The sequence below is a fragment of the Novosphingobium sp. PhB57 genome, assembly GCF_004342985.1.
GTDB lineage: Bacteria > Pseudomonadota > Alphaproteobacteria > Sphingomonadales > Sphingomonadaceae > Novosphingobium.
In genome coordinates, this window is the sequence record NZ_SMBO01000004.1 from 484,612 (window position 1) to 509,007 (window position 24,396).

16 protein-coding genes are annotated in these 24,396 nt (G+C 67.0%); 10 read left to right on the forward strand and 6 right to left on the reverse strand.

Annotated elements, in window-relative coordinates:
• Positions 1-39: 39 nt before the first annotated feature.
• The 3 genes from EDF58_RS15235 to EDF58_RS15245 form a co-directional block, all read right to left on the reverse strand.
• Positions 40-1,632 (reverse strand): amidohydrolase, encoded by a 1,593-nt coding sequence (locus EDF58_RS15235; protein WP_132267078.1) that lies wholly within the window; start codon positions 1,630-1,632, stop codon positions 40-42.
• Positions 1,633-1,637: 5 nt separating this feature from the next.
• Complete coding sequence (locus EDF58_RS15240) at positions 1,638-3,242, reverse strand: amidohydrolase (protein ID WP_132267080.1); 1,605 nt, start codon at positions 3,240-3,242, stop codon at positions 1,638-1,640.
• Between the two features lie 75 nt (positions 3,243-3,317).
• The gene (locus tag EDF58_RS15245) at positions 3,318-6,191 is read right to left on the reverse strand and encodes a TonB-dependent receptor (RefSeq protein ID WP_207913002.1); all 2,874 of its coding nucleotides are present in this window, start codon (positions 6,189-6,191) and stop codon (positions 3,318-3,320) included.
• Positions 6,192-6,832: 641 nt separating this feature from the next.
• Here EDF58_RS15245 and EDF58_RS15250 point away from each other — a divergent pair.
• The 4 genes from EDF58_RS15250 (at position 6,833) to gstA (ending at position 10,969) form a co-directional block, all read left to right on the forward strand.
• Positions 6,833-9,286 carry a zinc-dependent metalloprotease gene (locus EDF58_RS15250; RefSeq protein ID WP_132267081.1) on the forward strand — a complete coding sequence of 818 codons (2,454 nt, stop codon included), beginning with the start codon at positions 6,833-6,835 and terminating at the stop codon, positions 9,284-9,286.
• An 85-nt stretch (positions 9,287-9,371) separates the two neighbouring features.
• Entirely contained in the window at positions 9,372-9,920 is a 549-nt protein-coding gene (locus EDF58_RS15255) for an Lrp/AsnC family transcriptional regulator (RefSeq protein WP_243654277.1), read from the forward strand.
• A 109-nt stretch (positions 9,921-10,029) separates the two neighbouring features.
• Positions 10,030-10,353, forward strand: a complete 324-nt coding sequence (locus EDF58_RS15260) for a hypothetical protein (protein WP_132267083.1) — start codon at positions 10,030-10,032, stop codon at positions 10,351-10,353.
• 19 nt (positions 10,354-10,372) lie between these two features.
• Entirely contained in the window at positions 10,373-10,969 is a 597-nt protein-coding gene (gene gstA / locus EDF58_RS15265; RefSeq protein ID WP_132267085.1) for a glutathione transferase GstA, read from the forward strand.
• A gap of 47 nt (positions 10,970-11,016) precedes the next feature.
• On the opposite strand, the gene EDF58_RS15270 is transcribed toward gstA, so the two are convergent.
• Positions 11,017-12,426, reverse strand: coding sequence for a dihydrolipoyl dehydrogenase (locus tag EDF58_RS15270; RefSeq protein WP_132267087.1), 1,410 nt, complete (start codon positions 12,424-12,426; stop codon positions 11,017-11,019).
• A gap of 397 nt (positions 12,427-12,823) precedes the next feature.
• On the opposite strand from EDF58_RS15270, the gene EDF58_RS15275 reads away from it, so the two are divergent.
• From EDF58_RS15275 to EDF58_RS15300, 6 genes are read left to right on the forward strand one after another with little or no spacing between them, the layout of a single operon-like run.
• Positions 12,824-12,913 (forward strand): potassium-transporting ATPase subunit F, encoded by a 90-nt coding sequence (locus EDF58_RS15275; RefSeq protein WP_132267089.1) that lies wholly within the window; start codon positions 12,824-12,826, stop codon positions 12,911-12,913.
• 11 nt (positions 12,914-12,924) lie between these two features.
• Complete coding sequence (kdpA, locus tag EDF58_RS15280; RefSeq protein WP_132267091.1) at positions 12,925-14,628, forward strand: potassium-transporting ATPase subunit KdpA; 1,704 nt, start codon at positions 12,925-12,927, stop codon at positions 14,626-14,628.
• 10 nt (positions 14,629-14,638) lie between these two features.
• Positions 14,639-16,687, forward strand: coding sequence for a potassium-transporting ATPase subunit KdpB (gene kdpB / locus EDF58_RS15285; protein ID WP_132267093.1), 2,049 nt, complete (start codon positions 14,639-14,641; stop codon positions 16,685-16,687).
• Between the two features lie 11 nt (positions 16,688-16,698).
• The gene (kdpC, locus tag EDF58_RS15290; RefSeq protein WP_132267095.1) at positions 16,699-17,289 is read left to right on the forward strand and encodes a potassium-transporting ATPase subunit KdpC; all 591 of its coding nucleotides are present in this window, start codon (positions 16,699-16,701) and stop codon (positions 17,287-17,289) included.
• A complete protein-coding gene (locus EDF58_RS15295) occupies positions 17,286-19,931 on the forward strand; it encodes a DUF4118 domain-containing protein (RefSeq protein ID WP_132267097.1) in 2,646 nt (881 codons plus the stop codon). The genes kdpC and EDF58_RS15295 overlap by 4 nt, the downstream gene beginning before the upstream one ends.
• On the forward strand, positions 19,928-20,626 hold the full coding sequence (locus EDF58_RS15300) for a response regulator transcription factor (RefSeq protein WP_132267099.1): 699 nt from the start codon (positions 19,928-19,930) through the stop codon (positions 20,624-20,626). Before EDF58_RS15295 ends, EDF58_RS15300 begins: the two co-directional genes overlap by 4 nt.
• 46 nt (positions 20,627-20,672) lie before the next feature.
• On the opposite strand, the gene EDF58_RS15305 is transcribed toward EDF58_RS15300, so the two are convergent.
• On the reverse strand, positions 20,673-22,088 hold the full coding sequence (locus tag EDF58_RS15305; RefSeq protein ID WP_207913005.1) for a glycoside hydrolase family 28 protein: 1,416 nt from the start codon (positions 22,086-22,088) through the stop codon (positions 20,673-20,675).
• Between the two features lie 15 nt (positions 22,089-22,103).
• Entirely contained in the window at positions 22,104-24,317 is a 2,214-nt protein-coding gene (locus EDF58_RS15310; protein WP_207913006.1) for a hypothetical protein, read from the reverse strand.
• Between the last annotated feature and the right edge of the window lie 79 nt (positions 24,318-24,396).

Sequence of the window (24,396 nt, forward strand, 5' to 3'; positions counted from 1 at the left end):
CAGGGTGATCTTGGCCCCGGCCGGTCGGCGCGCCTGAGGCTAAGCGCCGGAGTTTTCGCGACCCGCGGCTTCGTAGTCTATGCCGAGCTGCTGCAGGTAGGAATCGTACTTGGCCGGATCGTAGTATTTGGGCTGCATCGCCGGCCGGATCTGCGCCATCGTGCGCGCATTGCGGTCTATCGCGGGCATGTCGGTGGCGGCGATGAGCGGATCGTACTTCTGGTCCTTCAGCTGGACATCACGCATCCAGCCCTTGGCATCGGTGATGAGCTGCGGCGTGGTGACGAGGTCGAGTATCGTCATCGCCACCGCCTTGGCGCCGACCACGGTCCCCTTGTGCGCGATCGGCGTGGCCATCGCCATCGCGGCAGTGGCGTGGTGGAAGATCACGTTCGGCACGTTCGCCGGATAGCCGATGGTGACGGTGGGCACCGTCCACATCACGTCGCCGATGTCGTCCGAGCCGCCGAAGCTGGCATTGCCGCGGGTGTCCGGTGTCGAAAGCGGCGCCACCTTGTCGGGCAGCGGCTCGACCTTGAGGTGGTTCTTCACCTGCACGGCCCGGGCAAAGCCCTGGTCGGCGGCGGACCATTGCGGAACACCCACCGTCTCGATATTAGCATAGAGCGCCTCTGCCAGGGGCTTGTTGCCGTAGTTCGGCGCGGCGAAGCCCAGGACCTTGCGGCTCACCGTCGTACCCGTGGCCAGCGCCGAGGCTTCGGCCACCTGGTTCCCCGTCTCATAGAGACCGCGCAGCGCGGCGAAGTCCTTCTCGCGGAAATAGTACCAGCTGCTGGCCTTGTCGGGCACGACATTGGGCTGGCCGCCGCCATTGGTGATGACATCGTGCGAACGCTGCGTGAGCGGCAGATGCTCGCGCCGGAAGTTCCACATGACGTCCATCAGCTCCACGCCGTCCAGCGCGCTGCGGCCTTCCCACGGCATGGCCGCGGAATGCGCGGTCTTGCCCTTCCATTCGTATTCGACCGAGATCATGCCGGTCAGCCCGAGATCGCCCCAGCCGGTGCCGAAACCGGTGTTGACGTGAGCGAAGATCGACGCGTCGACATCCTTGAACAGGCCGGCGCGCACGTAATAGGCCTTGGTTGCCAGCAGTTCCTCGGCAACCCCCGGCCAGAGCATCAGCCGCCCCTGGATGCCGTGCTTCATCATGACCTGCTTGGCGGCAAGGGCCGCGGCCACCATCAGCGGCATGCCCGAATTGTGCCCCTCGCCATGCCCCGGCGCGCCCTCGACCAGCGGCTTCACGTCCGCCACGCCGGGAACCTGGGACACGCCGAGCAACCCGTCGATGTCGCTGCCCAGCGCGATCTTCGGCCCGCCGGTCCCCCATGTCGCGGTGAAGGCCGTGGGCACGCCGGCAACGCCGCGCTCCACCTTGAAGCCGTTCCTTTCCAGGATCCCGGCGAGATATTCGCTGGTCTTCACTTCCTGGAAGCCGGGTTCGGCGAAAGAGTAGATCTCGTCCACCATGACCTGGATCTGCTTGCGCTGCGCCTCCACGGCGGCGCTGACTTCCTGCTTCAGCGCCGGATCCGCGGCGGCCTGGGCGGCGCCGGGAAGGAGCGAGGCTGCCGCAAGGGCGGCGGCGACAAGGGCTTTCTTGCGCATTAGGCTCACTCCGCCGGCTTCGTCAGCGTGGGATACTTCACCCCGAGCTGGTCAAGGTACGAGGGGTACTTGGCGGGATTGTAGTAATATTTCTCCATCAGCGGGCGGTAGAGCTGCATGTTGCGCTCGTTCAGCCAGATCGCGGGCACGTCCTTGTCCGTGAGGACAGGCGCGTAATTGTCCGTCTTGAGCTGGACGTCGGTGAAATAGGCCTTGGCGTCAGTGACCAGCTGCGGTGTGGTCAGGATGTCGAGCACGGTCATCGCCACGGCCTTGGCCCCCGCTTCCACGCCCTTGTGTGCGATCGGGGTCGCCATCGCGAAGGCCGAAGTGGAATTGTGGCCGATCATGTTCGGGATGTTCGACGGGAAGCGGATGGTGATCGTCGGCACGGCCCACATGATGTCGCCGATGTCGTCGGAACCGCCGCCCGTGGAGGGCTTGCGGTTTTCAGGCGTGGAGAGTTCGGTGACCTCGTCCTTCAGCGGCTCCATCTTGCGCTCGTTGAAGGTCTGCGCGGCCTTGGCGAAAGCCTGGTCGTCGGCGCTCCATTTCGGCATGCCTACCGCCTTGATATTGGCATAGGCTGCCTCTGCCAGCGGCTTGTTGCCGAAGTTGGGCGCCGCATAGCCGAGCGTCTGCTGGCTCATCGTCGTGCCGGTGGCCAGAGCTGCGGCCTTGGCGATATCGTTGCCGGTTTCGTAGAGCTTGCGGATATCGTCGAAGGTGCGTTCGCGGAAGAAGTACCAGATGCTGGCCTTGTCCGGCACCACGTTGGGCTGTCCGCCGCCGTTGGTGATGATCATGTGCGAGCGCTGGGTCAGCGGCAGGTGCTCGCGCCGGAAGTTCCAGGCGACATCCATGATCTCCACCGCGTCGAGCGCGCTGCGGCCTTCCCACGGCATGCCCGCAGAGTGCGCGGTCTTGCCGTGGAAGGTATATTCCACCGAGACCATGCCGTTGCCCCCCATCTCGCCGTAGCCGGTCGAGAAGTCCGAGCTGACATGCGTGAAGATCGAGGCATCGACATCCTTGAACAAACCGGCGCGCACGTAATAGGCCTTGGTCGCCAGCAGTTCCTCGGCAACGCCCGGCCAGAGCATCAGGCGGCCTTCGAGCCCGTGCCTGGTCATGACCTTCTTCACCGCGATGGCCGCGGCCACCATCAGCGGCATGCCGGCATTGTGCCCCTCACCGTGCCCGGGCGCGCCTTCTACCAGCGGCTTGAGGTAAGGCAGGCCGGGGGTCTGCGAGACGCCGAGCACGTCGTCGATGTCGCTGCCCAGCGCGATCTTCGGGCCGCCCTTGCCCCATGTGGCGGTGAAGGCGGTGGGAATGCCGGCAACGCCGCGCTCCACCTTGAAGCCGTTCTTTTCCAGGATGCCGGTGAGGTATTCGGACGTCCGGACTTCCTGGAAACCGGGTTCGGCGTAGCTGAAGATCTGGTCCACCATGACCTGGATCTGCTTGCGCTGGGCCTCCACTTCGGCGGAGACTTCGTCCTTCAGCGCCTGGGGCGCGGCGGCATGGGCCGGCACGCTGCCCAGCCCGGTGGATAGGAGAGCGGCTGCAAGGGCGGCCGCGAACGCCGGGCGCTTGAACGTCTTCATGATACGATCATCCTCTCATGGAGCGTTTTTCCACCGGGCACTGCCGCCCGATGGAAAAACGCGGCAATTGGAACCTCAGAACTCGACCTTGGCGGACATGCGGAAAGTGCGGCCGATCACGTCGTAGCGGCTCCGGTTGGTCTGGGCGTAAGCCGGCACGTTGTTGCCGTCAGGCCCGTTACCCACGAGCACGGGGTCCTTGTTCAGCAGGTTGTTGACGATGAAGGTCAGGTGTCCGACCCCGCCCATCGCCGGGAACTTGAAGTCCACCGAAGCGTCGAAATAGGTCGCGCCCTTGATCGAGTTGTCGTTGATCGTGCGGTATTGCGCGGTGCTGACCGGGCAATCGCCGTCGCATTCGATCCAGTCGTTGCCGTAGACCCCATCGGTGAAGCCGCGCGCCACCAGGTTGAAACTGACCGGGTCGATGTCGTAGAAGGCGCTCAGTCGGTAGACCCAGTTGGGCGAGGCATACGTGCCGCTGGTCAGGACGCCGGCATAGTCGATCGGGAAGCTGATGCCGTCGTCGACGACGTTCTTGATGTAATGGGTAGTCTGCCCGTGCAGGCGCAGGGTGCCGGGGCCGACCGGGACCGCGTAGCTGGCCTCGATGTCGAAGCCGCTGGTCTTCTGGCGCGCGAAGTTGATCGGCGTGAGGTCGATCGTGCTGAGCTGCCCGTTCACGAAATGGATGTTCGGGCAATAGGAGCTGATCCCCTGCTCATAGCACAAGTCCACGGTCTGCTGGGCGGTGATCGAACCGATCGCGTCCTTGATCCGGATGGAATAGTAATCGAACGAGAGCGAGAAGCCCGGCAGGAACGTCGGTTCGAACACGGCGCCAAGAGTCCAGCTGTCGGCGACTTCGGGCTTCAGGTTGCGATTGCCGAAGGCGTTCTGCACGAATTGCAGCGATCCGGTCTGCGGGGCATCGGCGCCGGTCGGGATGATGACCGAATTGGTGCGCGCGGTACCGGCGGCGAACAGTTCCTCCAGGTTGGGTGCGCGGATGTCGTGGCTGATGTTGCCGCGCAGGCGCAGGGAGTCGATGGCCTGCCAGTTGGCGCCGACCTTCCATGTGCCGACCCAGCCCGACGTCGAGTAATGCGTGCCGCGCGCGGCGGCATTGACGTTCATGCCGTCGAAGATGGGCACGTCGAGTTCGAGGAAGCCCTCGTAGACGTCGTACTTGCCCTGGTTCACGCGGAAGTTGCCGTAGAGCCAGCCGGAATTGTACTGCGGATCCACCGAACCGTCGATCTGCTCGCGCCGCCATTCGACGCCGGTGGCGAAGGCAAGGTCTCCGGCCGGCAGCGCAAAGGCCTTGCCGGAGATCGTGGCGGCGGCAACGTCCTGCTTGATCGTCTGGTGGCGCAGCGGCTGGTTGCCGTCGTTGTAGATGTAGTTGAGCGCTTCCTGCGAGGGACCGTCGGTACCCAGCCTGTCGATGGGCACGCAGCCGTTACCCGGATTGGTCAGGGTGGAGCGGCAGACGATATTGCCCGTGCCGTCGAACACGGCGTCCTGCGCCAGGGCCATGCGGGAATTGAGCCAGGTATTGGTCAGCTCCTCGCGCGCCTTGGTGACGCCCTTCTGGTAGTAGACATCCCAGTTCATGGCCTTTTCGAACATGTCGAACTGGCCCTTGGCGCCCACGACGCCGCGATAGACCTCGCGCTTGATATTGCTGCCCGGGATGGGGAAGCCGGCATTCGACGTGCCCACCGTGATCGAGGACAGCCCTTGCGCCGCCATCGCCGCGGCAACGGCGGGATACTGGCTGAGCAGGTAGGCATTGTCGGCCGCGATGGAAACGCCGGTGCTGGGCGTCTGCTGATACGAGCTGGCGCTGACCGAGCGGTTGTAGGAGAACTGCCCGAAGATCTCGACATCCGGCGTGATCTCGAAGCCGGCGCGCTGGAACAGGCTCAGTCGCTCATCGAGGGGGACCAGGGTATTGGTGCCGAGGTGGCCATCCAGCGTGGTCTGCCAGTCGCCGCCGATCATCCAGGGGCTGGAGACGGTTCCATACGTGAGCTGGGCGGTCTGCCCCTCGCCCAGGAAATAGGTGCCGCGCAGCGGTCCGCTGGAGATCAGACCGCCTGCCGTGTAGCCGGCCGGGCCGATGCCGCTGCCGACCAGTCGCTGCGGCGCGCCGTTGGTGCCGTCATAGGCGGGGTTGTTGATCTGGAAGTAGCCGCTGTCGTTCCAGTCACGGTTGATCCCCTCCTCGCGGGTCTGCTTGAAGTAGGACACGTTGGTCAGGAGGTGCAGGCGGTCATCCAGCAGCGAGAAGCCTGCCGTGCCGGTGAAACGGTAATTGTAGGCGTCGCCATAGGTGGAGAGGCCGGTATCGACCCCCAGCTTGACGCCTTCGTATCCCGTATCGAGGATGAAGTTGACCACGCCGCCCACTGCGTCCGAACCGTAGGCGGCAGAGGCGCCGCCGGTGATGACTTCGACGCGCTTCACCAGATCCTGCGGGATCGTGTTGATGTCCACCGTGCCGCCCACGGTCGAGGCCACCGAGCGCTGCCCGTCGACCAGCACCAGCGTACGGCCCACGCCCAGGCCGCGCAGGCCGATCGAGTTGATGCCCGCACCCGCGTTCGACAGGCCGCCCGAGCTGTTGCCGGACGTGCCGCTGCCAGCGATGGCGGGAAGCTGGTTCACGAAATCGGAGATGTTCGCAGGCGCCTGGGCGGCGATATCCGCCTCTCCCAGTACCGCCACGGGGGTCGGCGCGCTGTAGCCGTCGCCGACGATGCGCGAGCCGGTGACGACGATATCGTTGACCGGTTCCTCATCGACCGTAGCGCTCTGGGCCAGCGCCGGCGTCGCCACCAGCAAGGGCGCCGCCACGCCTGCCAGCAGCAGGGCACGGATCGAGCGCGCTGAAAAGGTATCCATATTGCCTCGGCGCCGCGAGGTCTGGACTGCATTGCGCATCGCGAAAACTCCCTGTGACTGTTTCTCGCCACAGGCGCCCTCATCCCGATGGATGGAGAACTGGCAGCCCCGGACAGGCGCGCGAACACGCACCGCCCTCACGGTGCCTTGTCGACGCCCAACTGTGTCGGAACCCCTGTTCCCCGCACCCGCCAAATCCGCGGGCACTCCATCATCCGGCAATGTCCGCTTCGATGTCGGTTGCTCCCGACCCGGACTGCTGCCTGACTACTGCGATACTATCCGCAAGGGTGCGAACGATCCCACGAAAGTTCAGGAGATTTTCACCCCCTCGTGACGGATTTCATCACCGATTAGCAATATCGCGCAAGAAAGATGCATCCGCTCTCGCGAAGACGCACGTTCCTGAAATCAGCCATGGCCTGATTCGCGAAATGCAGTGCAGCATCGCACCTAAGGGCTGGGACTTTCACGAGAGGCAGTGCGCCCGCGCCGGAATTTCAAGCCCTTGCGATCATTTGCGCAGGATTCCATCACGGCGCGGTGCGGCCGGCCCGATAAGTTCGGGGAAGCTGCGTCCGGTTTCGGCTAGGCTTGCTGCAAGAGCGAGACAAGCGCGGCGAACAGGGGCCGCCGTCTCGTTGTCCTTCGAACGTCCGCTCCCAGGGGAACCTTCCAAGATGTCCATCGTCGCCCGCATGAAATCCATTCTCGCCGCCGGTTGCGCCGCAGCCTGCCTCACGCCCATGGCCGTGGCGGCGGCACCGGCCGCGGTGGTCTCGTCGCCGGACGGGGCCCTGCTTCCGGTTCTGGTCGACGCCGCCAAGGGGCGGTTGCTGCTGACCCTGCCCGCGGCCGACGCGGAGGGTCTGTCGGGCCGCTACCTGTTCACGCAGGCGATCAAGACCGGCCTCGGCTCGGCGGCGATCCGCATCGACCGCGGCATGCAGGGCGATACCAAGATCCTGGTCTTCCGCCGCATGGGCGGCAAAGTCGCGGTGCTGTTCGAAAACCCCCGCTACCGGGCGAGCGGCGATGCCGAAGTGGCCAAAGGCGCCCGCGCGAGCTTCCCCTTCAGCACGGTAGCCATGCTCGAAGTGGTGAGTGAAGCGGGCGGCGGCGTGACGGTGGATGCGACGCCGCTCCTCACCAGCGACGCCATGGACCTTGCCGGCGCCATCGGCGAAAGCGCCAAGGGCTACAAGCTCTCGGAGAAACTGAGCGCCCTCGACCCGGCGTCGGTCAAGGTCTTTCCCCGGAACGTCGAGTTCGAAACCGTCCAGACCTTCACCGCCGATAGCGCGGGCAAGGAACTCGACGTGCTCGCCCCGGATGGCCGCGCCGTGAGCGTCACCGTCCATTCCTCGCTGGTGGCCCTGCCCGAGCCGGGCTTCGTGCCCCGCAAGTTCGACATTCGCTCCGGCAGCCACGCCACCCAGGTCTACGATTTCGGCACGCCGCTGGGCAGCCCGATGCTGGTGGAATATGCCAACCGCTTCCGGCTGGAGAAGACCGACCCCAGCGCGGCCCGATCGCCGGTGAGGAAGCCTATCGTCTTCTACATAGACAGCGCCGCACCCGAGCCGATCCGCTCCGCCCTGGCGAGCGGCGTGCGCTGGTGGGCCGATGCCTTCGACGCAGCCGGCTTCATCGACGCCTTCCAGGTGGCCATCCTGCCCGCCGGCGTCGACCCGCAGGATGTGCGCTACAACGTGGTCAACTGGACCGACCGGCAGAACCGCAGCTGGTCCTACGGCGGGGGCGTGATCGATCCGCGCACCGGCGAGATCGTGAAGGGCGTGGTCGTGCTGGGCGCGCTGCGCGTGCGGCAGGACATCACCGTGTTCGAAGGCCTAGTCGGCACGGCGCAGAACAACACCGGCGGCGCCAACGACCCGGTTCGCGTGGCGCTCGCTCGGATCAGCCAACTGGGCGCGCACGAAGTGGGCCATGCCATCGGCTTCGTGCACAACTTCAAGGCCAGCCTGCAGGACCGCGCCTCGGTGATGGACTATCCGGGGCCTAAAGTGGGCATCGCCGACGGCCGGCTGGACCTCGGCGATGCCTATGCCACAGGCATCGGCAAGTGGGACAAGTTCACGGTAGACTGGCTATACGGCCAGCCCGCACCCGGCGTCGACGGCGATGCCGAAGCGGCGGCCAAGGCCGACGCCATTCGCAAGGCCGGCCTGATCTACGGCACCGACATCGACGGCCGCGCCCCCGATCTCGCGGTGCCCGGCGTCAACATGTGGACCGAAGGGCAGGACACCCCCGCCGATCTCGCGCATACGATGGCGGTACGCCGGCTCGCGCTATCGGGCTTCGGTCCGAACGTGTTGCTGGCGGGTGAGCCGCTCTCCAACTTGCGCCGCAAGTTCGTGCCGATCTGGCTGTTCCATCGCTATTCCATCGACGCCACCGGCAAGCTGGTAGGCGGGGTGAACTACGAATACGCGGTCGTCGGCGATGGACGCGACACGCCCCGCCCTGTCCCGGCCGCCGACCAGATGGCGGCGATGGATGCGCTCATCGCCACGCTCTCCCCCCGCGAACTGACGGTTCCGGCGGCGCTCTCCATGCTGCTGTCCAGCGGCACGAGCGCCCGCACCGATGCCGAGGCAGCGCCCGAAGTGCTGCGCGGGGCCGGATCGGCAGTGTTCGATCCGCTCGTCGCCGCGCAAGTGGGCGCGCAGATGACGCTCGACAGCCTGCTTGCCCCCGCGCGCCTGACGCGCCTGCACATCCAGCACGGCTACGATGCGGCCCAGCCCGGCGTCGCCACGCTGCTCGACAAGCTGTCGCCCGTCATCGCCGCCCATGGCGATGCGGTTTCGCGCCGGATCGCCCAGACCGCCCTGCTGGCGATCGCCTCGGCCCGGCGCGATCCGGAGACCCCCGCAGACGTCGCCGCGCTGCTGGACGGCTATCTCAAGGATACCGCAAAGGGCTTTGCCCGGGCCAGGAGCGGCTCCGAGGACGGCCTGTGGCAAGTCTCCATGGCAGCCCTGCTCGGCGATCCCGAGCGGCTGGAAACCGAGATCGGCAAGCTCAGCCGCCCACGTCCGCCGATCCCCGCCGGCATGCCGATCGGGGGCGAAACCGGCTGGTTCGACAACATTCTGTCCGAATAACACCTCAGACCCGCACCTTTTGTTTGAAATCGAAGGGAAACCCGGCACTATGGTTTCGAAACAAAAAAGAGGGGCGCTCATCAGGATGGATATGCAATCCAGCAAGCTGCATTGGCTTGAGGCAGCACGCGGCAAGCCAATGCAGCACGAACTGGACGACACCGACCTTCGCCTGATGCGCGCGCTCGTTTCGGACGGCCGTGCATCGGACGTGTGGCTGGGCGAAAAAGTGCACTTGTCCAGCACCGCCGTGGCCCGCCGCCGCAAGATCCTGGAGGAAGCGGGCTACATCACCCATTACTCGGCCAACCTCAACGTCCGCGCGCTGGGTTACGGGACATTGGTGATGGTATCGATCGAGCTTGTCTCGCAGGCCGAATCCGTGCTGCAGGACTTCGAGAAAGCCGTGCTCGACAGCCCCTCGATGCAGTTCTGCGCCTTCGTCACCGGCGATACCGATTTCCTGATGATCCTCAATGTCCAGTCGCTGGAAGACTACGACATGATCTACCGCAAGGAGCTGTCGGTGCTGCCGCATGTCCGCCGCATCCGATCGAGCTTCGTGCTGCGCGAAGTGGCCAGCCGCCAGATCGCGCCGGCCATCCTCAACCGGCCACTTCACGCCGCGAAGTAGTCGCCCCGCGCCGGTATTCCGGCCGGGAAAACCGACAAGGCGCGCGTCTGCAGCGAAACCGCCCGATGCCTGGCGACGTTGACCTGTCGTCAGATCGGGAGAGCGATGGATGACCGAGCCGCATTTCAGGCCCACGATGAAGATGGCCGCAGCCGCGAGACGCGGGCTTCGCCTGCGCGAAAAATTCGGCCGCGGCGGGACCAAAGTGGGCGTCGAGCGCGCGCACCAGCTGGCCGGGCGCCACGATCTTCGCGCAGGCGACGTGAAGTCCATGCACAGCTACTTCGCCCGTCACGCCGTGGACAAGGACACCGCGACTCACAAGTGGAATTCCAACAGCGACCCTTCGGCCGGGTTCATCGCCTGGCTGCTGTGGGGCGGGGACGCCGGCAAGGAATGGGCCGATCGCAAGGCCCGGACGCTTGAAGCCTGATCCAGGAAGAGGAACCGTCATGAAGCTCTATTACGCACCCGGCGCCTGCAGCCTTGCCGACCATATCGCGCTGATCGAAAGCAAGCTGCCCTTCACCACCGACAAAGTCGATCTCAAGGCCCGCACCACCGCCGAAGGCGAGGACTATACTGCCGTCAATCCCAAAGGTTACGTCCCGGCCCTCGGCCTCGACGCAGGGGGAGTCCTGACGGAGAACGTGGCGATCCTGGGCTATATCGCCGACCGGGTCGGAAACCTCATGCCGCAGGGGCCGCTCGGCCGGTTCCGGGCGCTCGAGGCCCTCGCCTATATCTCGACCGAATTGCACAAGAGCTTCGCGCCCTTCTTCAAGCCGGGCTCCTCGGACGAGGCCAAGTCCGCCGCGAAGACCCAGCTGGGCAAGCGTTTCGGCCTGTTCGAGGATGCGCTGGCCAGCCAGGAATTCGCGCTGGGCGATCAGTTCGGCGTCGCCGACTGCTACCTCTTCGTCATGCTGTTCTGGGCCAGGGAGAAAGTCGGCCTCGACCTGCCGCCCAACCTCTCGTCCTACTACGAGCGTCTCTCGCAGCGCGCCGCGATCCAGCAGGCGTTGGCAGAGGAGGGGCTAGGGGACTAGGGGACTAGAAGGCTAGGCGGCCCAGAGTCAGGACCTGGGCCGGGCCGTCATCCGCCGGGCATGAAGCCATCGTCCCGGTCGGAGGCGGTGGGTGCGCTGATCGCATCGCAGATCGCCCTAAGCGCCGGTTTCAGGCCTTCCTCGTAAGTGGGATGATAGAACGGCATGGCGAGCATCTGGTCGGCGGTAAGCCCTTGGTCGATGGCCAGCGCGAACAAATGGGCGCTGTGTTCCACGGCCGGCCCGACCATCTGGACCGCCAGCAACCGGCCGTCTTTCGCATCGGCATCGATCTTCACGCAGCCCGCGTTCGTGGCGAAGACTTTGGCGCGTCCCTGGTCTTCGTAGGAGGCGGCGCCGCGCACCGTTGCCGCGCCTTCCGGCACTTCGCCGACCCGGGCCATGGCGGGCGAAGTGAACATGATCGAGAGCGGCGGCATGCGGCGCCCCGGCTTCACCTCGGGAAAGCGGGCGGCGTTGCGACCGGCGATGGTGCCTTCGGCCTGCGCCTCGTGCAGCACCGGGCGGCCATGCTCAGCGTCACCGGCGATGAAGATGGCCTGATCGCCGCACTGCATCGTCCGCGGATCGGTCTTCGGCGCGCCGTGCTTGTCGAGAGCGAGGCCGGTGGTTTCCAGCCCCAGATCGGCAAGCTGCGGAGGGCGCCCCGCCGCGGCCAGGATATGGTCGAAAGTCGCATCCCCCCTGGACATTCCCGTCCAGGACAAGCGGACCTGCTTGCCCGAGGCTTTCGCCGAGAGCTTCACGCCGAGATGGACGGCGAATTCGGCTTCCAGACATTGGCGCAGGCTTTGCGCGATTGCCTCGTCTTCCAGTCCGGCCAGGCTCTCGCCTTCATCGAACACGGCAACGTCCACTCCCAGCCGCGCCAGCGCCTGCGCCAGTTCGAGGCCCAGGGGTCCCGCGCCGATCACGCCGACGGAGCCGGGCAGCGCCTCAAGCTCGAACAATGTCTCGTTCGTCAGCACGGCATGACCGACCTCGCTCAGGAAGTCGGGAACCGAGGGTCTGGCTCCCGCGGCGATCACGACGGCTTTCGCCGTGACGCTGGTGCCGTCGTCGATGGCCAGCTTGCCCGCACCGTCGAACCGGGCGCGTCCCTTCAGTATCGTGCCCTTGGGCAGCTTCTCGAACTCGGCCTTCACGCCGGCCACGAACCCGTCCCGCAGCGCCCGCAGCCGCGCCATGACTGCGGCGCCATCCACGACAGGCTCCGCGCGGACGCCGAAGACTTGCGCGTGACGGGCCGCATGGGCCGCCTGGCCCGCGGCGATCAGAAGTTTCGAAGGCATGCACCCCACCGTGGTGCAGGTGGTGCCGGCAAAGGCCGGATCGATCAGCAGCGTGGCGGCGCCATTGGTCCGGGCCGCACGCTCGGCAGCAAGGCCCGCCGTGCCCGCGCCGATGATGGCGACATCGCAGGTCCGGTCAGTCATGCCGGGCCGCACCGCCATGGCTGTTCCAGCGGGCCCTGCCGCCCGGCTGCCATATCTTCTTCATCGCTGTCTCCTTTGCCTGGAACAACTCGCGAGGGCGCCAAGTGTTCGCGCCTTCCGCCGGGACTTGCGGCTCATGAAGCAGGCGGCCCAGGCAGCGGCCCCGTGCGGGCCATCATATGCAAATCCTATGCGACCGGCCCCAGCCTCGTCTCGAATGTTTACGGCGGGTGGGGCTAGCGGGGCTGCTGCAATCGCTTCCGCCGCACTGCGCGGCGATGGGCGTGCAGGAGCATCACCATGCAGGACATCCTCTGGATCGGCCTCTTCCTGACCTTGCTGGCGGCGAGCCTCGGCTACGCGGCGCTGTGCGACAGGGCGTGAGGAGCAGGCAGCCATGACCATCGATCTCTGGCTGGGCGCGGGAACCGCGCTCGGTCTTCTCGTCTACCTCGTCGCCGTGCTCGCGCGGCCCGAACGCTTCTAGGAGGCGATCCCATGACTTATCAGGGATGGCTGCTGATCGCAGCTTTCGTCTGCCTGCTGCTGGCGCTCGTCCGGCCGATGGGCCTCTGGCTCTTCGCGCTCTACGAGGGCCGCCGTACCCCGCTCCACGCCGTGCTCGGCCCGGTCGAGAGCGGTTTCTACCGCCTCTCCGGCATCGATCCGCAGGAGGACCAGTCCTGGCGGCGCTACGCCGTGCACATGCTGATCTTCAACGCCGTGCTGCTCCTGCTGACTTATCTCGTGCTGCGGATGCAGGCGCTGCTGCCGCTCAACCCGCGCGGCCTTCCCGCCGTGGGCGAGCACCTCGCGTTCAACACGGCGGTCAGCTTCACCACCAACACCAACTGGCAGAGCTACGCAGGCGAATCGACGATGTCGAACCTCAGCCAGATGCTGGGCCTGACACTGCACAACTTCCTATCCGCCGCCACCGGCATAGCGCTCGCCTTCGCGCTGTTCCGCGGCTTTGCCCGAAGGAGCGCAGCGGGCATCGGCAATTTCTGGGCCGACATGACGCGGGTGACGCTTTACCTGCTGCTGCCGCTCTGCGCCGTGCTGGCGCTGTTCTACATCGCCAGCGGCGTGCCGCAGACCCTGGCGGGATCGGTCGATATCACGACCCTGGAAGGCGTGAAGCAGACGCTGGCGCTCGGCCCCGTGGCGTCGCAGGAGGCGATCAAGATGCTGGGCACCAACGGCGGCGGCTTCTTCAACGCCAACTCGGCCCATCCCTTCGAGAACCCCTCGGCACTGACGAACCTGGTGCAGATGCTTTCGATCTTCGCGATCGGGGCCGGGCTGACTCACGCTTTCGGCAAGGCCGTGGGTGATGCGCGCCAGGGCTGGGCGATCCTGGCCGCGATGATGGCGCTGTTCCTGGCGGGCACGGCCGTGACGTACTGGCAGGAAGCCGCCGGCAACCCGGTGCTTCATCATCTCGGCCTCGGCGGCGGCAACATGGAGGGCAAGGAAGTCCGCTTCGGCATCGCCGCTTCCGCGCTGTTCTCGGTTGTCACGACGGCGGCGAGCTGCGGCGCGGTCAATGCCATGCACGACAGTTTCACCGCGCTCGGCGGGCTGGTGCCGCTGTTCAACATCCAGCTCGGCGAAGTCGTGGTCGGCGGCGTGGGCGCGGGGATCTACGGGTTCCTGCTGTTCGCGATCCTGGCCGTTTTCGTGGCGGGGCTGATGGTCGGGCGCACGCCGGAATATGTCGGCAAGAAGATCGAAAGCCGCGAGGTCAAGCTGGCGGTGCTGGCCATAGCCGTCCTGCCGCTCGTCATCCTGGGCTTCACCGCCCTCGCCTCGGTCCTGCCCGCCGGGCTGGCCGGACCGCTGAACAAGGGACCGCACGGATTTTCCGAGATCCTCTATGCCTTCACCTCCGCGGTCGGCAACAACGGCTCCGCCTTCGCCGGGCTGACGGCCAATACGCCCTTCTATGACGGCATGCTGGGCATCGCCATGTGGATCGGCCGCTTCTTCATCATCATCCCGATGCTGGCCGTGGCAGGCAGCCTCGCCGCCCGCAGGCACACCCCGCCCACCGCGGGCAGCTTCCCCACCACCGGCCCGCTCTGGACCGGCCTGCTGATCGGCATCGTGCTGATCGTCGGCGGCCTGACCTTCCTGCCCGGCCTCGCCCTTGGCCCCGTTGCCGATCATCTCGCGATGATCCGCGGCCAGCTTTTCTGAGGATCAACCCATGGCTCGATCCGCCAAGACTTCCCTTTTCACCGCAGACCTGATCCTCCCCGCGATCGGCGATGCGTTCCGCAAGCTCGACCCGCGCGAACTGATCCGCAATCCGGTGATGTTCACCACTGCCGTCGTCGCCGTCCTGCTCACGATCCTGCTGATCGCCGGGCATGACGGACTGGCCGCCGGCTTCAAGATCCAGCTCGTGCTCTGGCTCTGGCTGACCGTGCTGTTCGGCACGTTTGCCGAGGCGCTGGCCGAAGGGCGCGGCAAGGCGCAGGCCGCGTCCCTGCGCGCCGCCAAGGCCGAACTGACCGCCCGGCGGCTGAAGGGAGACGGCCTCGGCGCGGACGACCGCTACGAGGAAGTGCCCGCCAGCGCCCTGCGGCGCGGCGACGTGGTACTGGTCCGGACCGGCGACCTCATCCCCTCCGACGGCGAAGTGATCGCGGGCGTCGCCTCGGTCAACGAAGCCGCCATCACCGGCGAGAGCGCCCCCGTCATCCGCGAGGCGGGCGGCGACCGCTCGGCCGTGACCGCCGGCACACGCGTGATCTCGGACGAGATCCGCGTGCGTGTCACCGTCCATCCCGGTCAGGGGTTCCTCGACCGCATGATCGCGCTGGTCGAAGGCGCGGAACGCCAGAAGACCCCCAACGAGATCGCGCTGACCCTGCTGCTGGTGGGCCTGACCATCATCTTCCTGATCGCGGTGGGCACGATCCCGGGCTTTGCCAGCTATGCCGGCGGCACGGTGCCGGTGGCGATCCTGGCCGCCCTGCTCATCACCCTGATCCCCACCACCATCGCCGCGCTGCTTTCCGCCATCGGCATTGCGGGGATGGACCGTCTGGTGCGCTTCAACGTGCTCGCCAAGTCCGGCCGCGCGGTCGAGGCGGCGGGAGACATCGACGTGCTGCTGCTCGACAAGACGGGCACGATCACCGTGGGAGACCGCCAGGCCAGCGAGTTCCGCCCGGTCGGCGGCGCCACCATGGCCGAACTGGCCGAAGCCGCGCTGCTCGCCAGCCTGGCCGACGAGACGCCGGAAGGGCGGTCGATCGTCCTGCTCGCCCGCGAGACATGCGGACCTGGCCCGGACGCGCTGCCCGAAGGTGCGACCGTCATACCCTTCACGGCGCAGACCCGCATTTCCGGCATCGACACCGATGAACGCATGGTTCGCAAGGGCGCGGTCCAGGCGATCCTGCGCGCCCATCCCGAGGCCGCCGCCACCGCCGCCGCCACCGAATTGCGCCGCGTGACGGACGAGATCGGCCGGGCGGGCGGCACCCCGCTGGCCGTCGCTGCGAACGGCCGCCTGTTGGGCGCGATCTTCCTCAAGGACATCGTCAAGGCCGGCATCCGCGAACGCTTCGGCGAACTGCGCGCCATGGGCATCCGCACCGTCATGATCACCGGCGACAATCCCCTGACCGCCGCCGCGATCGCTGCCGAGGCCGGGGTGGACGACTTCCTGGCCGAGGCCACGCCGGAGGACAAGCTGGCGCTGATCCGCAAGGAACAGCAAGGCGGACGCCTGGTCGCCATGTGCGGAGACGGCACCAACGACGCACCCGCACTGGCGCAGGCGGACGTGGGCGTCGCCATGAACACCGGCACCCAGGCCGCGCGCGAGGCGGGCAACATGGTCGATCTCGACAGCGACCCCACCAAGCTGATCGAAGTCGTGGGCCTCGGCAAACAGCTGCTGATGACGCGCGGCGCCCTGACGACGTTCTCGGTCGCCAACGACGTCGCCAAGTACTTCGCGATCATTCCCGCCATGTTCGTGGCGCTCTATCCGGGGCTCGGCGTGCTCAACGTCATGCGCCTCGGCACCCCGGAAAGCGCGATCCTTTCGGCGATCGTCTTCAACGCCCTGATCATCCCCTGCCTGGTGCCGCTGGCGCTGCGGGGCGTGACGTATCGGCCGATGGGCGCCGGCCCGCTGCTGGCGCGCAACCTAGCGCTCTACGGGCTGGGCGGACTGATCGCGCCCTTCATCGGCATCAAGCTCATCGACATGGCCGTGAACGGCCTGGGCCTCGCCTGAGGAGACATGGAATGAACCGGGATATCCTTTCGTCGCTGCGTCCGGCCCTCGTGATGACGGTGCTCTTCGCGCTGCTGCTGGGCCTCGCCTATCCGCTGGCCATCACCGGACTGGGGCAGTTCCTGTTCCCCGCCCAGGCGGGCGGCAGCCTCATCGCGGAACGCGGCAGGATCGTCGGCTCCTCCGTGGTGGGGCAGGCCTTCGTTACCGAACGCTACTTCCACACCCGCCCCTCGGCAGCGGGCAAGGGCTACGACGGCCTTGCCTCCTCCGGATCGAACCTCGGCCCCGCCTCGCGCGTGCTGGCCGAGCGCGTGGGGGGCGACATTCACGCGCTGCAGACTGCGGCACCCGGTCGACCCGTTCCATCCGACCTGGTGACCACCTCCGCCTCGGGGCTCGATCCCGACATCAGCCCCGAGGCGGCCTTTTACCAGGTGGACCGCGTCGCCCGCGTCCGCAATCTCGATCGCGCGGCCGTCGAGGCCCTGGTCGAACAGTCCGTGGAGCGGCCGATCCTGGGCTTTCTGGGCGAACCGCGCGTGAACGTCCTGATGCTCAATCGGCGGCTCGATGCCATCGGCCGCAAGCCCGTGCCGTGACCGAAGCCGATCGGCCTTCACCCGAAGCCCTCCTGCGCGCCGCGGCGCGGGAGGGACGCGGCCGCCTCAAGATCTTCCTCGGCGCCGCACCGGGAGTGGGCAAGACCTGGGAAATGCTCACCGAAGGCCGCCAGCGCCGGGAAGCCGGCGCCGACGTCATCGTGGGCGTGGCCGAAACCCATGGCCGGCGGGACACCGAGGCACTTCTGGGCGGCCACGAGATCATCCCCCGGCGGCAGGTCGATCACCGGGGCCATGCGCTGGACGAGATGGACCTCGACGCCATTCTCGAACGCTGCCCCGGCCTGGTGCTGGTCGACGAACTGGCGCACAGCAATGCGCCCGGAAGCCGCCATCCCAAGCGCTATCAGGACGTGGTGGAACTGCTCGACGCCGGGATCGACGTCTATTCCACACTGAACATCCAGCACGTCGAGAGCCTGAACGACGTCGTCGCCTCCTTCACCCGCGTCCGCGTGCGCGAGACGGTGCCGGATTCGATCCTCGAACAGGCCGAGATCGAAGTGGTGGACATTCCCCCGGACGAGTTGATCGAGCGGCTGCGGGACGGCAAGGTCTATATCCCGCATGAGGCGACGCGGGCGCTCGGCCACTTCTTCTCGAAATCCAACCTCACGGCCTTGCGCGAACTGGCTCTGCGCCGCGCGGCCCAGGCGGTCGACGCGCAGATGCTGGAGCACCTGCGCGCCCATGCCCTCGCAGGCAGTTTCGCCGCGGGCGACCGGATCATGGTCGCCATCGGCGCGGATGCCCACGCGGCCGGGCTGGTTCGCGCGGGCAAGCGCCTGGCCGATGCGCTGAGGGCGCCCTGGAGCGCGGTCCATATCGAGACCCGGCGCGACCGCCAGTTCCGCGAGGAAGATCGCCGCCGGTTGGCCGAAGCACTGGCGCTGGCCTCCCGGCTTGGCGCGTCCACCGCCAGCATTCCGGCCGTCGGTGTAGTCGAAGGGCTGCGCGACTTCGCCCGGCAGGAACGCGCAACCCAGTTGGTGATCGGCCAGATCGTGACTGGTCAGATCATGACTGGCCAGATCCTGCCCGGAAAGTCTCACCGCTCCCACTGGCGCGTGCGGCCGCGCGGATCGGCGGTGGACCGTCTGCTGGGCAGCATCGGCGACGTGGCGATCCATGTCCTGCCGTTCGCGGCGGAGCCCGTCCCGCGAGGCCGGAGGGAGCGTGGCCCGCGCCGGCGCTGGGGGCCGCCGTCGCACTATCTCTGGTCCCTGCTCATGGTCGCCGCAGTGACCGCGGCCGGGCGGGTGCTCGTCGAAGTGCTCGATCTTGGCAATATCGCGTTGCTGTTCCTGGTGCCGGTCATGTTCGCCGCCGCGACATTCGGCCTGCGCGCCGGACTGTTCACCGGGCTCGCGGCCAGCCTCGCCTACAATTTCTTCTTCCTGCCGCCCACCGGCACACTGACGGTCAGCAACCCGGAGAACGTCGTCTCCATCCTCGTCCTCCTGGGCGTGGCCTTTGCCACCAGCCAGTTCGCAGCCCGCGTCCACGCGCAGGCGGAGCTTGCCGGATCGAGCGCGCGCCAGAACGCCGCGCTGGCCGGCTTCTCGCGCCGGCTCACCGCCGCGGCGACGCAGGAGGCGCTGCTCCAGGCGATCTGCGCGGAAGTCGCCCGGCTGCTCGACGTGAAGACGGTGCTGCTGCTCCCCACCCCCCAGGGCCCCGAGCTTCGCGCCGCCTTTCCGCCCGAGGACCGACTGGGGCAGATCGAGATCGCCGCCGCGCAGTGGGCGCTGGACAGGGGTTTGCCCGCCGGACGCGGCTCCGCCACGCTGACCGCATCGGACTGGCTGTTTCACCCGCTGCGCACCGCGCGCGGTGTCCTCGGCGTACTCGGGATCGCCCGGAGCGACGCCCGCGACCCGCTCCGGTCCGACCGACTGCCCCTGTTGATGAGCCTGCTCGACCAGGCCTCCATCGCCTTCGACCGCATGGCGCTGGAAACGGAGCATTCGCAGGCGCGCCGGATCGCCGCGCCGGACGGGCTGAACGCGGCGTTGGTTTCCGCGCTGGACCAGGATCTGCGCAGTCCCCTCTCGGCGATCGTCGCCGCGGCCCGGGACATGAAGCGCCGTCCCTCGGCAGACCTGGCGGGCATCATCGAAACCGAGGCCGCCCGGCTCGACCGCCTGGCAGCGGCGCTCATCGATCTGGCCCGCCTGGAAACCGGCGCCCTGCCCGTGCAAGCCGAAGCGACGGACCTGTTCGGCGCCGTCGCGGATGCCTTGCACGAAACCCGCCGGTCACGGCAGGATTCCGCAGTGACCATAGACATCGCGCCCGGCATGCCCCCCGTGCGGCTCGACCCGGTGCTTCTGCGCCATTGCCTCGTCATCCTGCTGAACAGCGCCGGCGGCGCCGCGGAACCGGAACTCATGATCCGCTGCCGCCGCCTGCCCGACGCGATCACGCTCTCGATAATCGGGGCCGCGCCCCAGCACGCCACCGGGTCCGCGCGCGTTCAGGGCATTGTGAAAGCCTTCGCCCGGGCTATGGATCTGTCGGTGGACGCGGCGGGCGATGACGCGGCCCCGGGCCCCGGCTTCACCATTCGCATTCCCGCAGCGCTGATCGGCGTGCCTCTCGATAGCAAGGACCTTCCATGACGGCCCCGAAAGTCCTCATCGTCGACGACGAACCGCACATTCGCTCCCTCGTGCAGAGGGCCATGGCGGACGCGGACTATGCCGTGGTGGCGGCGGAAAACGCGCGCGAGGCGCTGGAACTGCTGGCGCAGGAGGAGCCGGACCTCGTCCTGCTCGATCTCGGCCTGCCCGATCGCGATGGCCTGGAACTGGTGCCGCTGATCAAGCGGCATGGCGACAAGGCGCTCATCGTCATTTCGGCCCGCGACGCGGTAGAGGAAAAGGTCGCAGCGCTCGACCTTGGCGCCGACGACTATCTCACCAAGCCCTTCGACATCGCCGAACTGCTCGCCCGCGCGCGCGCGGCGCTGCGAGGCAGAATGACACGCGGCAGCGGGAACGGCCGCGTTCTCGTGATAGGCGATCTCTCTATCGACCTGGCCTCGCGCCGGATCGTGAAGGGCGGCCGCGAAGTCCGCCTGACCCCCAAGGAATATGCCGTGCTGTCCCAGCTCGCGGAATTCCCCGGCCGGGTCATCACCCATGACCGGATCATGGCACATGTCTGGCCCGACGCCGCAGAACGCCATGTCGAATACTTGCGCGTCCTGGTCCGGGCCTTGCGCCAGAAGCTGGAAACCGACCCCCAGCGCCCGCGGATCATCGGCAATGACGCAGGCATCGGCTACCGCCTGCGCCTTGCGGAAGACCTCTGATACCGCGTTCCGCGTTCCTAGCCACTGGCCGCTCGCCACTCACCGCTCAGGCGCGGTTCGTGAAGCCTTCGACGTTCTTCGTGACGACCGCGGGGCCGGTGAGCGCGCGAACCTCCACGCCTTGCAGCGATACGTTGCGCACGGGGAGTTCGCTTTCCCCGGCGATCGCGCAGACCGAGCGGGCATGGCCGACTTGCACGTCCCGAACGTTAAGCCCTTCGATGGGGGTCAGCTTGCGGACATACGTGGGCAGCAGGGTCTTCCACTGGTAGAGCACGTCCGTCTCCACGGCCAGAACGCTGCCGGCCAGCGTCGTGGCCGTGACGTTCGACATGTGGATGTTGCGGACGAAGCCGCCCCGGCGCTCGTTGGTCTTGACGAACAGCAGGTTGTCGATCGGCACCGCCGTGCCGTCCTTTTTCTGCCCGTCTCCCACGAAGTGGCAGTTGTCGACCCAGACGTTCTCGATCCCGGCCGATAGCTCGCTGCCGATCGCCATCAGTTGATGGCCGTTCACGATGCGGCAATTGCGCATGACGATATTCTTCGCGGGCACGCCCAGTCGCCAGGCGTCCATGTCGCGCCCCGATTTCACCGATACTGCGTCGTCGCCCTGGTCGAACTGGCAATCCTCGATCAGCACGTTCTGGCTCATCTCCGGATCCACGCCGTCGTTGTTGTGCCCATGCGCGTGGATCCTGACCCTGCGGATGACCACGTCGCGGCAAAGCAGCGGATGGAGGGTCCAGAACGGGCTGCCCTCTATCGAGATGTCCTCCACCAGCACGTTGCGGCAGCGGTTGAACTGGATGAAATGCGGCCGCAGGTTGTTCTCACCCACCGCCATCTGCCGCTCGGCCACCGGCCTGTCGCTGCGCGCCATCTGATAGAGCGCGACCAATGCGTCCATATGCGCCTTGGGGCGGGCGTACCACCGGCTCCAAAGCTCAAGTTTCGCCTGGAGCTTCCCCGGCCCGCTGATCGCGACGTTGTAGCACCCATAAGCGTAGATCAGCGGCGAATAGTTGTAGCATTCGATCCCTTCCCACGATGTCTGCACCGCTGGCAGATAGTCCTGCGGATCGTCGGAAAAGAGCAGCGTCGCGCCTTTCGCGAGGTGAAGATTGACGTTGCTGCGGAGGTGGATCCTGCCGGTCGGCCACAGGCCCGGCGGGACCAGTACCGTGCCGGCCCCCGCAGCGCTGGCCGCTGCCACCGCCTTGTCGATGGCCATGCCGGTGCGCTGCTGGTCGTCCTGCCGCGCGCCGAAATCGGTGATCGGGAAGATCCGGCTCGCGGAGAAATCGGGCACCTCGATATCGGGCATGGCGAAAGGCGCCTTCAAGCGCACACGCTGCTGCCGCGGGGCCGTTCCGCCAGCGGCAGCGAGGGCGGGCATGGTCAGCAGCGGCGCGGCGCTCGCCGCCTGGAGCAATGTGCGGCGGGAAAGGATGCGGTTCAACGGCCTGGCTCCTGATCAGCTTCGATAGATGGGCACATGGCGAGCACCCGGCACGAACGGCGCCGGCTCCGGCCCGCCGAGCGGCTTGACGATGATGTTCGCGAACCAGGGACGACTGACCCGGTCGGCTGTCTGCCCGACCAGCAAGCCGGCCATGCCCTTTCCGTAAAGCCCGTCCCGCGCGGTGAGCACGGGCTCGCCGTCCAGCAGGGCCGTGATCTGTTCGCCCTGAAAGCGCAGGCTCAGGTCATGCCAGCGGCCCGGACGCAGCGTCGGCACGGCAGCATGGGCGAGCAGCAACTCCCCGCCCTGCGCGGCGCCTGCCCCCTTGCCGAGAAGCGCCTGCTGTTCGGCATCGCCGACCGGGGCCTTGGGATCCTTCTTCCCGCGAATGGCGACCAGACGGCAATGGCCCCCGTCGGCGACTTCGAAGAAATAGCCCTTGGGGATGAAGCCATAGCCGGTGCCGACATGGTTGATCCGCCCCATGATGCCTGCGACGTCCCCGGCGCCAAGCCAGACCCGGCTCGCGATCTCGTAATCGGACCAGGCCGCGTCGCCCAGGATCGTATAGGGCCGCCAATCCGGCGCCCAGGAGATCGTGGGCACCGGCACGACCTGCCGCAGGCACTGGCCCTTGCCGTCGGGCCGGTCGGTGAGTTCGAAGACGCCGGCGATATCCGCCGTATATCGCGGCAGGTACCCGCTCTCTTGCGGCACGCGATAGTCGCCGAAGCGGTCGTGATAGGGAAAGGGAAAGGCTTTCGGCGCCGGGATATCGGAGAAGGCGCCCTTCTGCTGGCCGGTGGTGGTCGACAGCGAGTAGATCGCGTCCGGCTCCAGCATGACCGAGACGCTGCCGCCTTGCGGGTGGAGATCCCCCTGCCGGGCGAACTGCTCGCGCGCGGTGCTGCGCCAGAGGCAGAGCGGCCGGCGCGCAAGCCCCGGGCCGATGTCCAGCCGGATCCGCTGCTGCCCTTGGGCGCCCTTCGTCTCGATGATCGTGCTGAAGTTGCCGTCCGGCGATTTCAGCGTGACGAAAGAGCCGCCTTTCGCCAGCACCCCGCTGCCGCCCGGCACGTAAGTCCAGCCGATCTCGGTGAACTGCCCGTAGTGCGCATAGCCCCAGAGCGCCTCGCGCACCCGGTAGTGCCCGCTCCATGGCTCGTGCGCCAGCAGAGCTGCGGGGTCTTCGGCGTAAGGCTCCAGCGGATAGAGCGCGGCGATGTCATACCAGTTGACGATCTTGGTCGCGCCGCTGTCGATATAATTGCGATTGAAGCATTCGACGATGCCCAGGGCGCAGTCGAAACCCTTCTTGTAGACGTGGTCCTCGCTGTTCCAGATCGCCTTGCCCATCGCCCTGGCGGCCGCACGTACCTCCGGCGTGGTCTTGAAGTTGGAATGGAACGTGTGAGCGCTGATGATGTCGATCGAGTCTCGCAGTTCCTTGTCGGCCAGCATCTGCGGCACGAAATCCAGCTTCCATTCGGGCCAGTTGTCGAAGGCATGCAATTTGACCTGCCCGAAACCGCGCGTTCTCAGCGCCGTCTTGAAAGCCTTGGCGAAAGCGAAGGAGACGCCCTTTTCGTTGCGGACGCCGATCGCGTCCAACTCAAGCCCGTGAATGCTGCGCAGGCCCTCCAGCCATTTGAGGTAATAGTCGACGGTATCGGCCGAGAAGAATTTGGCGTCGCCCTGTCCCGGCATTTTGTCGAAGTGCCCGCCCGCATCCCCCAGCCAGCCGGGCGCGCTCCAGGCCGTGGCATCGAGACTGAGACCGGGATTGCGCGCCTTCGCCTCCTTCATGATCCACCAGGTGTAGCCGCGGCCGTAATCCAGATCGTCCCGCGCGTGCATGTGGCTGGGCATGGACCCCTGGGTGGCATTGCCGTCGCCGGGGATTTCCACGAGCAGGGCGCTGACCGATGCGCCGAACCTGGGCTTGAAAAGCAAGTCGAGGATCTGGCTGCGCTGCGGCTCGGGATAGTCCTTGAGCAGCACGGAAGTGGCACCGCCGCCGTTCACCACGCCGATCCCGTCGAAGCGCTCGCCCGGCCGGTCCCCCCGCAGCCTCAACCGGGTTTCGCCGGGCTCCGCGCTTTCGCGTGCCATCGCGGGGAAGCTGCGCAAAGCGGCATAATGCAGGGCGGCAAAGGCGCCGACCAGGAGGTGCCGGCGCCTGCCGCTATCGACCGTGCCGTCTGCTTGCCGCAGCCATTTCCGCATCCTCCACCCTCTCCGCCGCAAACGTCACACAGTCCCTGACCGCGTCCGCAGGATCGTTTGTGCCAACGCTGGCACAACC